Source organism: Deinococcus planocerae (genome assembly GCF_002869765.1).
Taxonomy (GTDB): domain Bacteria; phylum Deinococcota; class Deinococci; order Deinococcales; family Deinococcaceae; genus Deinococcus; species Deinococcus planocerae.
The window spans coordinates 82,037-95,162 of record NZ_PNOR01000003.1; the positions used below are offsets into that span (position 1 = coordinate 82,037).

Sequence of the window (13,126 nt, forward strand, 5' to 3'; positions counted from 1 at the left end):
AACCGATTTTAAGGCCCCCGCCTACAATGCCCGCGTGCCCCGCCCCACGGTCCCCGCCCTCACCACGCCGCTGCTGCCCTTCGCGGGGCGCGTGGTTGTCCTCGGCGTCTCGGGCGGCGCGGACAGCGTGGCGCTGCTGCGGGCCCTCCTGATGGTCGGCGCGCGGCCCGTCGCGGCCCACCTCGACCACGCCCTGCGCGAGGGGTCGGGGGGGGATGCCGACTGGGTGCGGGACCTCGCGGAGGGCCTGGGCGTGCCCGTCGAGGAGACGCGCGTGGACGTGGCGGCGGTGGCCGAGCGGCGCGGCTGGAACGTGGAGGACGCGGCCCGCCGGGTGCGCTACGAGTTCCTGGGCCGGGTGGCGAAGCGGCACGGCGCGGAGGCGGTGCTGACCGCCCACACCCGCCGCGACCAGGCGGAGACGGTCCTGATGAGCCTGCTGCGCGGCGAGGCCCTCCCGAGCGGCATCCCGCCCGCCCGGGGCCGGGTGCGCCGCCCCTGGCTGGACGTGCCCCGCGCCGAGATCGAAGGCTTCCTGCGCACTCTCGGGCAGGGCTGGCGCGAGGACCCCACGAACGCCGACCCTGCCCGGACCCGCGCCTGGCTGCGGACGGTCGTGCTTCCCACCCTCGCCGCCCGCTTCCCCGAGGTCGAAGGCGCCCTCGCCCGGGTCGCCACCTTCGCCCGCGAGGACGACGCGGCGTTGGGGGAGTGGGCCTCGCGGCTCGGCGATCACGCGCCCCTCGCCGCCCAGCCGCCCGCCGTGCTGCGGCGCTTCGTCGTTCGGGCGCTGAGGGGGGCTGGCCTGCCGTACCACGCCGAACACGTCGTGACGCTCACGCACGCTCTCTCTGGAGGAGAGACGGCCCACGTCACCCTTCCCGGCGCGCGGGACGTGACGGCGACGGGTGGCAGGCTGCACCTCGCGCCGCAATCCTGGCCTGTCCCCACCTTCCCGCTCCCCGAGGGCTGGACCCGGCGCACCCGGCGGGACGGCGACCGGATTCGCCTTTCCGGCGGCACGCGCAAGCTCAGCGACGTGCTCACCGACGCGCATATCCCGAGGGAGGAGCGCGACCGGGTGCCGCTCCTCGCGGAGGGGGGGGACGTGCGGTGGGTGGGCCTGCGTCCTCCCCTCTGGGCGGTCGGGGCGCGGGAGGAGGCGGGTCAGCCCGAAGACCCCCTCCCCGCCGCGATGGGGGAGGCGCTCGCCCTGGCCCGCGAGGCCGCCTCTGCGGGCGAGGTCCCGGTCGGCGCAGTCGTCCTCGGGCCGGACGGGGCGGTCGTTGGGCGTGGACACAACCTCAGCCGGGAGATGGGCGACATGACCCGCCACGCCGAGGTGGAGGCGCTGCGGGAGGCGGCCCGCACCCTCGGCACCCCCTACCTGACGGCCTGCACCCTCGTCGTCACGCTCGAACCCTGCCCGATGTGCCTGGGGGCGGCGGTCGAGGCCCGGGTGGGGCACGTCGTCTTCGGGGCCCGGAATCTGAAGGCGGGAGCGCTGGGCGGCGTGACCGACCTCCTCGCCCACCCCTGGGGTCACACGCCGCGCGTGACGGGCGGCGTCCGGGAGCGGGAGGCCGCCCGGCTGCTGCGTGACACCTTCCGGGCGCTGCGGGGCGGATAGGGGAGGCCGTCACTCGCCGCCGCCGCCCCCCCCGCCGTCACCTCCGCCCCCACCGTCACCCCCGGCGTCGCACCCCCCGTCACTCCCGCCGGAGTCCCCGAACCCCCAGAACCCGCCGTCCGTCCCGCCCGATCTGCTCCGGTCTCCCCGCCGCTCCCGCTCGCGCCCGTAGGCCGTGGTGAGAAGGAGCAGGGCGAGCACGAGGACCACCGCCCCCGCCACCCACCCGGCGGAAAGGATCATCAGGGTGGAGAGCAGCCCGAGCGTGACCACAAGGAGCGTGAGGGGAGAGGCGGTGCGGCGCGGCTGGGTTCGCATGTGGACCTCCGTTGGGTGGGGCGTCTGGGGATGAGGATTCCTGCCCCCAGCGTCCGCCCGCGCCGTCAGCCGACCGTCAGCGCGGGGCCAAGGCCACCTCGGCCTCGGTGTCATCCGGATCGGGGCCGCGCCCTGTACGGTGAGGAGGCTGGGCCGCCCCCACGGGGAAAGGGCATCCTGTCTGCCCGCTGCCCCTATCCTGTGCCCCATGCGCGTCGTCCTCAAGCTCGGCACCAGCGTCCTCACGGCGGGCACCGACCGATTGCACCGCCCCCGGCTGGTGGACCTGATCCGCGACGTGGCGGCGGTGAGGGGGGCCGGGCACGAGGTCGTCCTCGTCACGAGCGGCGCCGTGCTCGCGGGCTGGGAGGCGCTGGGCTTTGCGCCGCGCGACCGGACGCTGGCCGAAAAGCAGCTCCTCGCGGCGGTCGGGCAGGGACGGCTGATGCACACCTACGCGACCCTCGCCGACCTGTACGGGATCAGCGTCGCGCAGGTGCTCCTCACCGCCGACGACTTCCGCGACCGCACCCGCTATCTCAACGCGCGCACCACCCTGGAGGGCTGCCTCACCCGCGGCGTCCTGCCGGTCATCAACGAGAACGACGCCGTGGCGACCGGGCAGCTCAAGGTCGGGGACAACGACACCCTCTCGGCCTTCGTGGCGAACCTCGTGGAGGCCGACCTCCTCGTGATCCTCACCGACGCGCCGGGGCTCTACACCGCCGACCCGCGCACCCACCCGGGGGCGACCCTGATTCCCGTGGTCGAGCGGGTCACGCCCGAGGTCTGGGCCCTGGCGGGAGGGGCGGGCAGCCACCGCGGCACGGGCGGGATGCACACCAAGATCCAGGCCGCCGAGATCGCCACCCGCGCCGGAACGCCCGTCGTGATCGCGCCCGGCGACGCGGGGAGCGCGCTGACCCGGCTCGTGGGCGGCGAGGAGATCGGCACGCGCTTTCTCGCGCACGGCTCGCGCTTGGAGGCCCGCAAACGCTGGATTCTCGCCGAGGTCGCCACGGGCCGGGTCACCCTCGACGACGGCGCCGCCCGGGCGGTGCGCGAGCGGGGCGGAAGCCTGCTGCCCGCCGGGATCGCCGCCGTCCACGGTCCCTTCGAGCGCGGCCACACCGTGCGCCTCCTCGCGCCCGACGGCTCCGAGGTCGCCCGGGGCCTGACCCGCTACCGCGCCGCCGACCTCGCCCGGATCGCGGGACACCACTCGCGCGACATCGAGGGCGTGCTGGGCTTCACCTACGGGCCGGAGGCGGTGCACCGGGACGATCTGGTGAGGCTGTAGGACGGGAGGACGCGGTGTGCGGGGAGCGGGAGGTGGGAAAAGGAGGAGCCCTGCCTCCCGCGCACCGCGTCCGGCGTCCCGCCTCCCTGCTACCCTGCCCTCATGACGACCACCGGGACCCTCTCCGTCCGGGACCTCGGCGTGCGGGCGCGGCGGGCGGCGCGGGTGCTGCGCTCGCTGCCCACCACGCGCAAGGCGGCGGCCCTGCACGCCGTCGCGCGGGAACTGCGGGCACGCGGGCAAGACATCCTCGCCGCGAACGCGCGGGACGTGGCGGCGGCGCAGGCGGCGGGTTTGCCGGGGCACATGGTCGCCCGCTTGCGGCTGGACGCCCCCTCACTCGCGGCCATCGCCGCCGACGTGGAGGCGGTCGCGGGGCTGCCCGACCCCGTGGGGGAGACCACCTCCGAGGAGGTCCGCCCGAACGGCCTTCGCGTCTCGCGCCGCCGGGTGCCCCTCGGTGTCCTGGGCGTGATCTACGAGAGCCGCCCGAATGTCACCGTAGACGTGGCCGCCCTCGCTCTGATGAGCGGGAACGCGGCCATCCTGCGCGGCGGCAAGGAGACGGTGGACAGCAACGCCGCCTTAGAGGAGGCCATTCGCGCCGCCCTCGCCTCCGAGGGGCTGCCGGGCGACGCCGTGCAGGTCATCCGCGACCCCGCCCGCGAGCGGATGCTCGAACTTCTGCGGCTCGACGACCTCGTGGACGCGATTATTCCGCGCGGCGGCGCCGGGCTGCACCGCTACTGCGTCGAAAACGCCACCGTCCCCGTCATCGTGGGCGGCATCGGCGTGGTGCATGTCTACCTCGACGAGAGCTTCACCCGCGACTCGGCGGACGTGGGGCGCGCCGTCCAGCTCATTCGCAACGCCAAGGTGCAAAAACCCAGCGCCTGCAACGCCCTCGACACCCTGCTCATTCACGAGGGGGCGCTGCCCGCCCTGCCCGCCATCGCCCGCGATCTCGCATCCCACGGCGTCACCCTGCGCGCCGACCCTCCCTCCCTGCGGGTGCTGGAGGAGGCCGGAATCGAGGCCGAGCCCGCCCGAGACTCCGACTACGGCACCGAGTTCCTGGCCCTCACCGCCAGCCTCCGCACCGTCTCCGGGTTGGACGAGGCCCTCGACCACATCGCCGCGCACGGCAATCACACCGACGTGATCCTGACGCGCGACCTCTCGCAGGCTGAGCGCTTCGTGACGGACGTGGACAGCGCCGCCGTGATGGTGAACGCCAGCCCCCGTTTCAACGACGGCGGCCAGCTCGGCCTCGGCGCGGAGGTCGCCATCAGCACCCAGAAGCTCCACGCCCGGGGCCCGATGGGTTTGCGCGAGCTGACGACGACGAAGTGGGTCGTGGTGGGGGAGGGGCAGGTGCGAGGGTGAGCCGGGAGTCGCGCTACTTCCGAATGCACGGGGACACGGGGAAAGAGGAAACCGAAGAGTTGGTCGAATACGGCGGGGAATATCCCTCCCGACAGGTCCGTATCCCGCTGCGCGACGGCACCGGCTACACCGACGAGCGGAGAAAGGGTTCGCTCGGTGTATGACTGGAACCTGCTGACCGACCTGCCGTTCGACCCGGAGGACGACTCAGCCACGTACGACGAGGGGAGACGGGCCGACCACCGCTTTTCGCTCTTGCGGGCTGGCCTCTCGAAGCGTCCTCCCCGGTCCTGAGCCTCAACCCCCGTTGACCTTCCTCTCGCCCCCGCTCCAGACCCAGCGGGCAGACTCCCGGTACGTCTGACGTCTGGAGGGCGAAGTATGAACACGATTCTGGTGTACGGGGCCACGGGATCACAGGGCGAGCCGGTCGCGCGCCGCCTGCTGGAGGCGGGGCACCGGGTGAGGATTCTGGTGCGCCAGCCCGAGCGGGCCGGGGACCTGCGGGCGCTGGGCGCCGAGGTGATGCAGGGCGACCTGAGCGACGCCGAGGCCACCCGCCGGGCGAGCACGGGCGCGGACGGCGTGGTCTTCCACCTGCCCTTCGCGGGCGGGAACCCGATGGACCGCCCGATGCAGGCGCGCAACGTGATCGACGCGGCGCGGGAGGCGGGCGTGCGGCTCCTCGTGTGGAACGCGAGCGGTGAAATCGCCCCCGAAAGGACAGGCAACCCGGGGCTGGACGTGCGCCTCGACGTGCTGGAGGTCATCCAGGCGAGCGGCGTGCCGTACGTCGTCTTGCAGCCCACCGGGTACATGGAGAACTTCCTGGGCCCGTGGACGGCCCCCGAGGTCGCCTCACGGGACGTCTTCACCTATCCGGTCCCCAACGAGGTGCGGATGCAGTGGATCGCGTCCGACGACCTGGGCAAGTTCGTCGCCTACGCCTTCGCGCATCCCGAGCTGGCCCCCCTCAACCTCAAGGTGGCGGGCCCCGAACGCCTGAGCGCCGAGGAGGTCGCCGAACGCTTCAGCCGCGCCCTGGGCCGCCCCATCCGTTTCGAGCCCCAGAGCCCCGAGGTCTTCGGGGAGAGGATGGACACGATCTACCCCGGCATGGGCCGCTTCGCCGCGATGGCGTACCAGCGGGCCTTCACCGACCCGCCCAGCATGTCGAGCGACGTGGATGTGGACTCGGCCCTGCAAAAGATGCCCGTGACCCTCACCACTTTGGAGGACTGGGTGCGGGAGCACGCGGACGCCTTCGGAGCCGGAGAGGTGGCCCGGCCCCATGCTTGAGTACCGCACCTTCGGGGCCAACACGTATCTGCTTCAGACGGACGAGGGCCCCCTCCTGGTGGACAGCGGCCTCGCCGGAACGCGTGAGAAGGTCCTCGGCTGGGCGCGGGGGGCGGGGGTCCGGGCCGTCCTCCTCACCCACCACCACCCCGACCACGCGGGGGGTGCACGCTTCCTGTGGGAGTCGCTGGGCCTGCCCACGTACGCCCACCCGCTCGACCTGCCCTACCTGACGGGGGAAACGCCGCGCCCCACCTTGCCCGTGCCCGTGATCGGGCGGTTCCTCAATTTCCCGGTGTCCCCCGTGCCGCGGGCCGCGCTCCAGACGCTGGAGGAGGGCGACACGCTGATGGGCTGGCAGGTCGTCCACCTCCCCGGACACACGCCGGGGCAGATCGGGCTGATGCGGGATGGGGTGCTCGTCGCGGCGGACGCCCTCGGCTCACGTCGGGGGCAGGCCGTGATGGGACCTCCCTTTTTCACCGCCGACATGGCGCAGGCCCAACGCACCGTTCGCAAGATCGCCGACCTCGCCCCGCGTGAGGTGTACGTGGGGCACGGCCCCGTCACGACCGCCGAATCGGTGCGGGCGCTGGCCGACAAGCTCGGAGTTTAAGGAGACCGCATGATCTTTCTGACCGGAGTGTCCGGCGAGCTGTCGGGCCGCATCGCGCGCCTTCTGCTCGACCGGGGCGTCCCCTTCCGCGCCTCCACCCGCGATCCGGGTCGGGTCGCCTGGCTCACCGGGCGCGGCGTGGAGGTCGTGGCGACCGACTACGAGGCGCCCAACTTCGCGGACGCCGTGCGGGGAAGCAGCCACCTCCTGCTGCTCTCGACGCCCGCCCACGACGAGGCGGTGCGCGTGCGCCAGCACCTCCGGGCCATCGAGGCCGCCCGCGAGGCCGGGGTGGAGCGCGTCTCCTACACCTCCTTCCTGGACGTGGACCCGGCCTCACCCTTCCGGGCGGCGGCGACCCACGCGGCGACCGAGCAGGCCCTCCGCCAGAGCGGCGCCCGCTACACGGTCCTGCGGCCCAGCCTGTACCTCGACAGCCTGGGGATGACTCTGCGGCAGGCGGCGGGGAGCGGCGTCCACCGCGCCCCCACGGGGGAAGCACGGGCCACCTACGTCTCGCGCGACGACATCGCCGCGGTGGCTGCCGCCCTCCTCAAAGGGGGCGGCCACGAGGACGAGGTGCTGGAAATCACCGGGCCGGAGTCGCTGACCCAGGCCGAGATCGCTGAACGTCTCGGGCGGGTGATCGGGCGCGAGGTGCGGTATGAGCCGGTCTCGCTGGAGGAGTTCCGGGCGGGCCTCGCCGCCGCCGGGTTTCCACCCCCCGCCGTCGCCGGGGTCGGCGGCATCTACGCCGCCATCGCCGCCGGGCACTTCGACCGGGTGACGAACGTGGTGGAGCGGATGACGGGGCGGCCCGCGACGGGCGTGGAGGAGTATCTGCGCGGGGCATTCCCGGCGGCCTGAGCGGAGACAAAGAGGGTGGGGGACAGGTTCACGCCCCGTCCCCCACCCTCTTTGTCCAGCCCTACACCTCGATAGGCACGTTCACACCCAGTTCCGCCAGCACCGTGCGGATGGCCTGTGCGTCGATGCCCGCCCGCGCGTGGACGCTCTCGACGGTCGCGTGGTCCTGGAACTCGTCGGGGATGCCGAGCACCCGCACGGGGGTCCGCAGTCCCATCCCGCTGAGCGCCTCTAACACCGCGCTCCCGAAGCCGCCCACGACGGTGTTGTCCTCGACCGTGATCAGCGCGCGGGCTTTCCCGGCCACCTCGCGCAGCATCGCCTCGTCGAGCGGCTTCACGAAGCGGGCGTTCACCACGCCGACGCCGGGGAGGTCGGCACTCGCCCGCAGCGCGTACTCCAGCGCCTTGCCGCCCGCCAGGATCACCACGTCGTCCCCGTCGCGCAGCCGCTCCCAGGTGCCCCACACGAGAGTCGGCCACGTCCCCTCCGGCACGCGCTCGGTGTTGCCGCGCGGGTAGCGGATGGCGAAGGGGCCGGGGCTCTCCTGCGCGGCCTTGAGCATCCCCCGCAGCTCGGCGGCGTCTTTCGGCAGGCCGACGCGGACGTTCGGGATCGAGCGCAGGTAACTCAGGTCGAACACGCCGTTGTGGGTCGCCCCGTCCGCCCCCACGATGCCGCCCCGGTCGATGGCGAAGGTGACGTTCAGGTTCTCGATGGCGACGTCGTGCAGCACCTGATCGTAGGCCCGTTGCAGGAAGGTCGAGTAGATCGCCACGATGGGCCGCATCCCCTGGAGCGCCATCCCGGCGGCGGTCGTCACCGCCACGTCCTCGGCGATCCCCACGTCGAGGTAACGGTGCGGGTGGACCTGGCTGTATTTCACGAGGCCGCTGCCCTCGCGCATCGCGGGCGTGATGACGAAGGTGCGCGGGTCCGCCTTGGCGAGTTCCGTCACCGCGTCCCCGAAGGCCGCGCTCCACGAGTAGGCGTCGCTGGGCTTGAACTCCCCGGTCGCCGGGTCGAACTTGCCCGGCCCGTGCCAATAGATCGGATCGGCCTCCGCGTAGCTCAGGCCCTTGCCCTTCTTCGTGACGACGTGGAGGATGGTCGGCCCGTCGAGGTCCACGAGCCGCTCGATCAACCACACGAGTTCCTGCACGTTGTGGCCGTCCACTGGCCCGACGTACCGCACGCCCATCGCCGCGAAGGGGTTCACGCTCGCGGGGTCGAAGAAGTGGCGCGTGCTGCTCTTGGCGCGGCTCATGAAGTCGGCGAGGGGCTTGCTGACGGCCTGCATCGCCTTCTTCCCGGCGCCCTCGCCCTCCTGGAACCATTTCTGGACCTGGAGGCCGCGCATGAACTTGTTCAGGGCGCCGACGTTTTCCGAGATGCTCATCTCGTTGTCGTTGAGGATGATCAGCATCTTGCGGTTCATGTCGCCGATGGTGTTCAGCGCGGCGAGGGCCATCCCGCCCGTCAGCGACCCGTCCCCGATTACGGCGGCGACCTTGTGGTCCTGCCCCAGCGAGTCGCGGGCGAGCGCCATGCCGAGCGCGTTTGCCAGGGAGGTGCTCGCGTGTCCTACCGTGATCGCGTCGTGCTCGGACTCGCTGACCTTGGTAAAGCCGCTGAGGCCGCCCTCCTTTTTCACGGACGACATCCCCGAGCGGCGCCCGGTCAGCATCTTGTGGGCGTAGGCCTGGTGCCCCACGTCGAAGAGGATGCGGTCGCGCGGCGAGTTCAGGACGTAGTGCAGCGCCACGATCAGGTCGGTGGCGCCGAGAGAGCTCGCCAGATGCAGGCCGCCCACCGAGCACACCCGCACGATCTCGCCCCGCAGTTCCTCCGCGAGGAGGGGGAGCTGGTCGCGCGTGAGGGTCTTGAGGTCTTCCGGGCTGGTCACCCGGTCGAGGAGTGGGGTTCGGCTCGCCGGGGACAGGCTGGAGGTGGTCGTCGGCTCGCTCATGGCTGGCCTCCCTTGGGGTTGAGCTTAAGGATGGAGCGCGCCCCGAATGTCCCGCCCGGGAAGCCCCGCCCCTCAGCGCGCATTGAAGTTCCTCCCGGTGAGGAGCAGGCCCTCGGGCGTCCGCACGTCCCCCACGAAGGGCGCGAACCACAGTTGCTGCGCCTGCGGGAAGAGCCCGCCCACGTCGTCGGTGATCTGGCGGGTGACGACCCACACGTCGAAACTTCCGCCCGGGACGGTGACCCGGCGGCGATCCTGCACGTCGTAGCGGTAGCGCAAGGTGCCCTGCGCCTGGACCTTGCCGTCGTCGCTCGTGATCGTCACGCGGCTCTCGCCCTGCCAGGACAGGCCCACCCGCCACGCGCCCTCGGCGGGGGCCTCCAGCCAGGCGGGGTCGAGCCCGACGGTGACGCCCGGCTTGCGGAAGCCGAGCAACCGCGCGCCGCCCTGATCCACCTGCCGGTACCACGTCTGCTCGGCGCCGCGCCCGGTGAGCTGCGAGGCGAGGACCGTCTGCCCGGCGAAGACGGTGGGCCCGAGTGAGCGCAACGTGTACGGCGCGCCGCCCGCCGCCTCGCCCTCGGGGAGGTAGGTCCAGGTGAGCCCCGTCTCCTGGGGGTAGAACGACACGCGGCTGACCGGGGTGCTGGCCTGAACGGCGGGGGCGCCCGTCTGGGGAGCAGGCGCGCAGGCCCCCAGCGCCGCCAGCAGCGGAAGGGCGAGGAAGCGGGCACGGCCTCGCATATGGAGGAGGGTAAGGCAGGGCATCGGTCCCATTCTGTCAGCATTCCTGAAGTCAGGCTGACCGAGGCCACACGAAAAAAGGAAGAAAGGGCGCTGGGCACGCCCCTTCCCCGTCAAGACCCCTGGCCTCAACCCTGCTTGTCCCCGCCCTGCACGCGGGCCTTGAGGGCGGCGAAGGCGTCGTCGAGTTCGCGGTCGCGGCCCAGGTCGCGGAGCTGCGCGTCGATGTCGTTCTCCTCGCGCAGCTCGGTCATCGCCCGGTTGCGGTCCTCCATCCCGGCGACCTTGCGCTCCATCTCCTCGAAAGCGCCCATCGCGCTGCCCGCCTGATCGAAGCCGCTCACCCGGTCGAGGGTCGCCCCCGCCTGGGCGGTCTTCTGCCGGGCGGCGAGCAGCGACTTGCGGGATTCGAGCTCGTCGATCTTGGCCTCCAGGGCGCGCAGTTGCGTCTTGAGCTGATCGACGGTGCTGCCCTGCACCCCGAGCTGCTCCTCGAACCCCCTGGCGAGGTCTTTGTGGTTTTGCGAGCGGCGCAGCGCCTCGCGGGCGAGCTCCTCGCTGCCGCCGCGCAGGGCTTCTTCCGCCTTCTTCTCGTACTCCTCGGCGAGGCGGCGGTTGGTGTTCGACTCGCGCTCGAGCTTGGCGTTCTGGCTCATCGCGTCGGCCACCTCGGCCCGCGCCTCGCCGTAGGCGGCCCGCATGTCGCGCAGGGCCTGGTCGATGATCTTGGCGGGGTCTTCGGCGCGGCTGATCATGTCGTTCACGTTGGCGCGCAGCAGTCTGGACAGTCGGTCGAGAATACTCATGTGGGGTGTGCCTCCTTGGCGGCTATGATTACGCACCCCGCCCGCCCGGAGTTGCCCCCAAGCGCGACCCTCAAGGCGAGGTGAACGTCGGCTCTAGGCTCCAAAAAGAAGGAGGCGCCCACTCCCGGACGCCTCCCCCTCCTGCTGGCGACGGGTCTCAGAACACGATGGGCCGCAGCCCCACGCTCGCCGTCCCGCACGCGACCGTGACGTTCGAGCCCGCCGGGGTGAGGGTGCAGCCCAGCGAGCGCAGCCCGGCGAGCGGGAAGATCAGGTTGCGCCCGTCGGTGGCCGGAACGAGGGGCAGCTCCACGTTGCCGCTCCCGAGCTGGGCCGTCTTCTGCCCCACCGTGACGGTCAAGGGCGCGTCGGTGCCGCGCGCGAGGCGGAACTTCCCGGCGCCCAGCGAGGTCACGTTCACCACGCCCACGAGGTCGCGCCCCAGGACGTAGGGCTGGCCCTTCACGACCCCCGTGGGCGCGGTGGTGGGCGAGGCCGCCTGGGCGACCGCCGGGTTCGCCGCGTCCACGACGACCAGGGTCTCGCGGTCGCTCAGGGCCGAGAGCAGCACGTAGGCGCCCACCGGGCCGTTCGGGGTGGCCGACACCAGCAGCGAGCTGGCCTTGCCGCTCGGGGTGTTCCGCCAGTCACCGAGCGCCCGGGCGCCGAGCTTGCCGCGCACGAGCGGGCGCAGGGCGGCGGGGGCGTTTTGCACGTACAGGCACACGGCGGAGGGGCTGACCCGCAGCGCCGCCGGGCAGGACACGATCTGGCCCCGGACGGTGCCGCTGACCTCGACGGCGAGGCTGCTCGCCGCCCTCGCGGTCGCGGCGGAGATGGTGGCGGCAGGCCGGGCGGGAGCCGCCGGGGTGGCGGGGCGGGCGGGCGTGGCCGTGCCCTGGGCGGCAACCACCCCGGAGAAGCCCGCCAGGAGCAGGCCCGCGGCGCGAAGCGTTTGGGAAATTTGGGGCATGGCGCCCATCCTACCCGCCTCCCATGAGCGTCGACTTTGAGTTTCTCATCGCCTCTGCCCCGGCCCGGCCACCGCGAAAGCGGCCTGCCCCGGGACCGGGCCGCGGTAGACTCGGGGGCGTGCTCTGGCTGCGGCTCGTTCTCATTTTGCTCGGATTGATCGCCGGTCTGGGGGTGGGCCGGGCGCTGGAGGGGGGCAGCGGCGCCCCCGACCTGGCCCGGGTGAACACCCTCAGCCTGGGGCTGGCGGGCGCCCTCGCTGCCCTGCTCCTCGCTCCGCGCGCCGAACGTCTCGCCGCCGGGTGGGCGGGCGGGCTGGGGCGCTGGTACGCCGGGCTCTCCCCGCGCCGGGTCGCGGCGGCCACCTTCGGGCTGATGGTCGCCCTGCTGCTGAGCGTCTTGCTCGGGAGTCTCCTGCGCGGTCTGCCGTTTTCCACCTGGCTGTGGAGCGTGCTCGTCACCCTGCTGCTCGCGGCCTTTTTCGTGCCCTTCGCCCTGCGCCACGAGGGCGCCTTCGCGCCGCTGGCCCTGCCGCCCGCCCGGCGCCCCGCCGGGGGCAAGCTTCTCGACACGAACGTCATCATCGACGGGCGCGTCCTCGACCTCGCCCGCTCCGGCTTTCTGGAGGGCGACCTCATCGTGCCCGCCTTCGTGCTGCGCGAGTTGCAGCTCCTCGCCGACCACGCGGACCCGCAGAGGCGCACGCGCGGCAAGCGAGGCCTGGGCGTGCTCGAAGAGTTGCGTGAGCTTCGCCCCCTGCGCGTCGAGGACTGGGACGACCCCTCCTTACCCACCGTGGACGACAAGCTCGTGCGGCTCGCCCGCCAGACGGGGGCTGCCCTGCTCTCCAACGACGGCAACCTCGCCAAGATCGCCCGGCTGCACGGGGTCACCGTCCTGAGTCTGCACGCGCTCGCCGTGGCCCTGAAACCCCAGGTCCAGGCCGGGGACTACCTCACCGTCACGGTCACGAAAAACGGGCAGCAGCAGGGCCAGGGCGTCGGTTACCTGGAAGACGGCACGATGGTCGTCGTGGAAGACGGCCTGAAGTACCGGGGCAAGCCCACCCGCGTCCTCGTGGTGAACAATGTCCAGACGAACGTGGGCCGCATGATCTTCGCGCGGGCGGAGAAGCAGGGCGCGGCGTGAGGGAGCCCTTCGTCTGCTGAAAAGACCCGCCGCCTCCGTCGAGGCGACGCCCGCTTTCTGTGGCCTGCGC

The 13,126-nt window shown here is 72.5% G+C and carries 12 protein-coding genes; 7 read left to right on the top strand and 5 right to left on the bottom strand.

Annotated elements, in window-relative coordinates:
- Window positions 1-151 precede the first annotated feature (151 nt).
- Window positions 152-1,630 carry a tRNA lysidine(34) synthetase TilS gene (gene tilS, locus A7B18_RS02375; RefSeq protein ID WP_245872718.1) on the top strand — a complete coding sequence of 493 codons (1,479 nt, stop codon included), beginning with the start codon at window positions 152-154 and terminating at the stop codon, window positions 1,628-1,630.
- Window positions 1,631-1,639: 9 nt separating this feature from the next.
- On the opposite strand, the gene A7B18_RS02380 is transcribed toward tilS, so the two are convergent.
- On the bottom strand, window positions 1,640-1,948 hold the full coding sequence (locus A7B18_RS02380) for a hypothetical protein (protein ID WP_102125066.1): 309 nt from the start codon (window positions 1,946-1,948) through the stop codon (window positions 1,640-1,642).
- Between the two features lie 208 nt (window positions 1,949-2,156).
- Here A7B18_RS02380 and proB point away from each other — a divergent pair, with 208 nt between their 5' ends.
- The 5 genes from proB to A7B18_RS02405 all read left to right on the top strand — a co-directional run bounded on the left by proB (window position 2,157) and on the right by A7B18_RS02405 (window position 7,416).
- A complete protein-coding gene (gene proB / locus A7B18_RS02385) occupies window positions 2,157-3,248 on the top strand; it encodes a glutamate 5-kinase (protein ID WP_102125067.1) in 1,092 nt (363 codons plus the stop codon).
- A 102-nt stretch (window positions 3,249-3,350) separates the two neighbouring features.
- Window positions 3,351-4,634: a glutamate-5-semialdehyde dehydrogenase gene (locus A7B18_RS02390; RefSeq protein ID WP_102125068.1), complete on the top strand. Its 1,284-nt coding sequence runs from the start codon at window positions 3,351-3,353 to the stop codon at window positions 4,632-4,634.
- Between the two features lie 381 nt (window positions 4,635-5,015).
- Window positions 5,016-5,933, top strand: coding sequence for an SDR family oxidoreductase (locus A7B18_RS02395; protein WP_102125069.1), 918 nt, complete (start codon window positions 5,016-5,018; stop codon window positions 5,931-5,933).
- Window positions 5,926-6,549, top strand: coding sequence for an MBL fold metallo-hydrolase (locus tag A7B18_RS02400; RefSeq protein WP_102125070.1), 624 nt, complete (start codon window positions 5,926-5,928; stop codon window positions 6,547-6,549). Before A7B18_RS02395 ends, A7B18_RS02400 begins: the two co-directional genes overlap by 8 nt.
- 9 nt (window positions 6,550-6,558) lie before the next feature.
- On the top strand, window positions 6,559-7,416 hold the full coding sequence (locus tag A7B18_RS02405; protein ID WP_102125071.1) for an SDR family oxidoreductase: 858 nt from the start codon (window positions 6,559-6,561) through the stop codon (window positions 7,414-7,416).
- A gap of 61 nt (window positions 7,417-7,477) precedes the next feature.
- Here A7B18_RS02405 and dxs read toward each other — a convergent pair whose 3' ends face one another.
- From dxs to A7B18_RS02425, 4 genes are all read right to left on the bottom strand, one after another.
- Complete coding sequence (dxs, locus tag A7B18_RS02410) at window positions 7,478-9,385, bottom strand: 1-deoxy-D-xylulose-5-phosphate synthase (RefSeq protein ID WP_102125072.1); 1,908 nt, start codon at window positions 9,383-9,385, stop codon at window positions 7,478-7,480.
- A 72-nt stretch (window positions 9,386-9,457) separates the two neighbouring features.
- Entirely contained in the window at window positions 9,458-10,129 is a 672-nt protein-coding gene (locus tag A7B18_RS02415) for a hypothetical protein (RefSeq protein ID WP_245872711.1), read from the bottom strand.
- A 128-nt stretch (window positions 10,130-10,257) separates the two neighbouring features.
- Window positions 10,258-10,935, bottom strand: coding sequence for a PspA/IM30 family protein (locus tag A7B18_RS02420; RefSeq protein ID WP_102125074.1), 678 nt, complete (start codon window positions 10,933-10,935; stop codon window positions 10,258-10,260).
- A gap of 157 nt (window positions 10,936-11,092) precedes the next feature.
- The gene (locus A7B18_RS02425; RefSeq protein ID WP_102125075.1) at window positions 11,093-11,908 is read right to left on the bottom strand and encodes a hypothetical protein; all 816 of its coding nucleotides are present in this window, start codon (window positions 11,906-11,908) and stop codon (window positions 11,093-11,095) included.
- 119 nt (window positions 11,909-12,027) lie between these two features.
- Between A7B18_RS02425 and A7B18_RS02430 the strand changes: the two genes are divergently transcribed.
- The gene (locus A7B18_RS02430) at window positions 12,028-13,056 is read left to right on the top strand and encodes a PIN/TRAM domain-containing protein (RefSeq protein ID WP_102125076.1); all 1,029 of its coding nucleotides are present in this window, start codon (window positions 12,028-12,030) and stop codon (window positions 13,054-13,056) included.
- The last annotated feature ends 70 nt before the right edge of the window (window positions 13,057-13,126 follow it).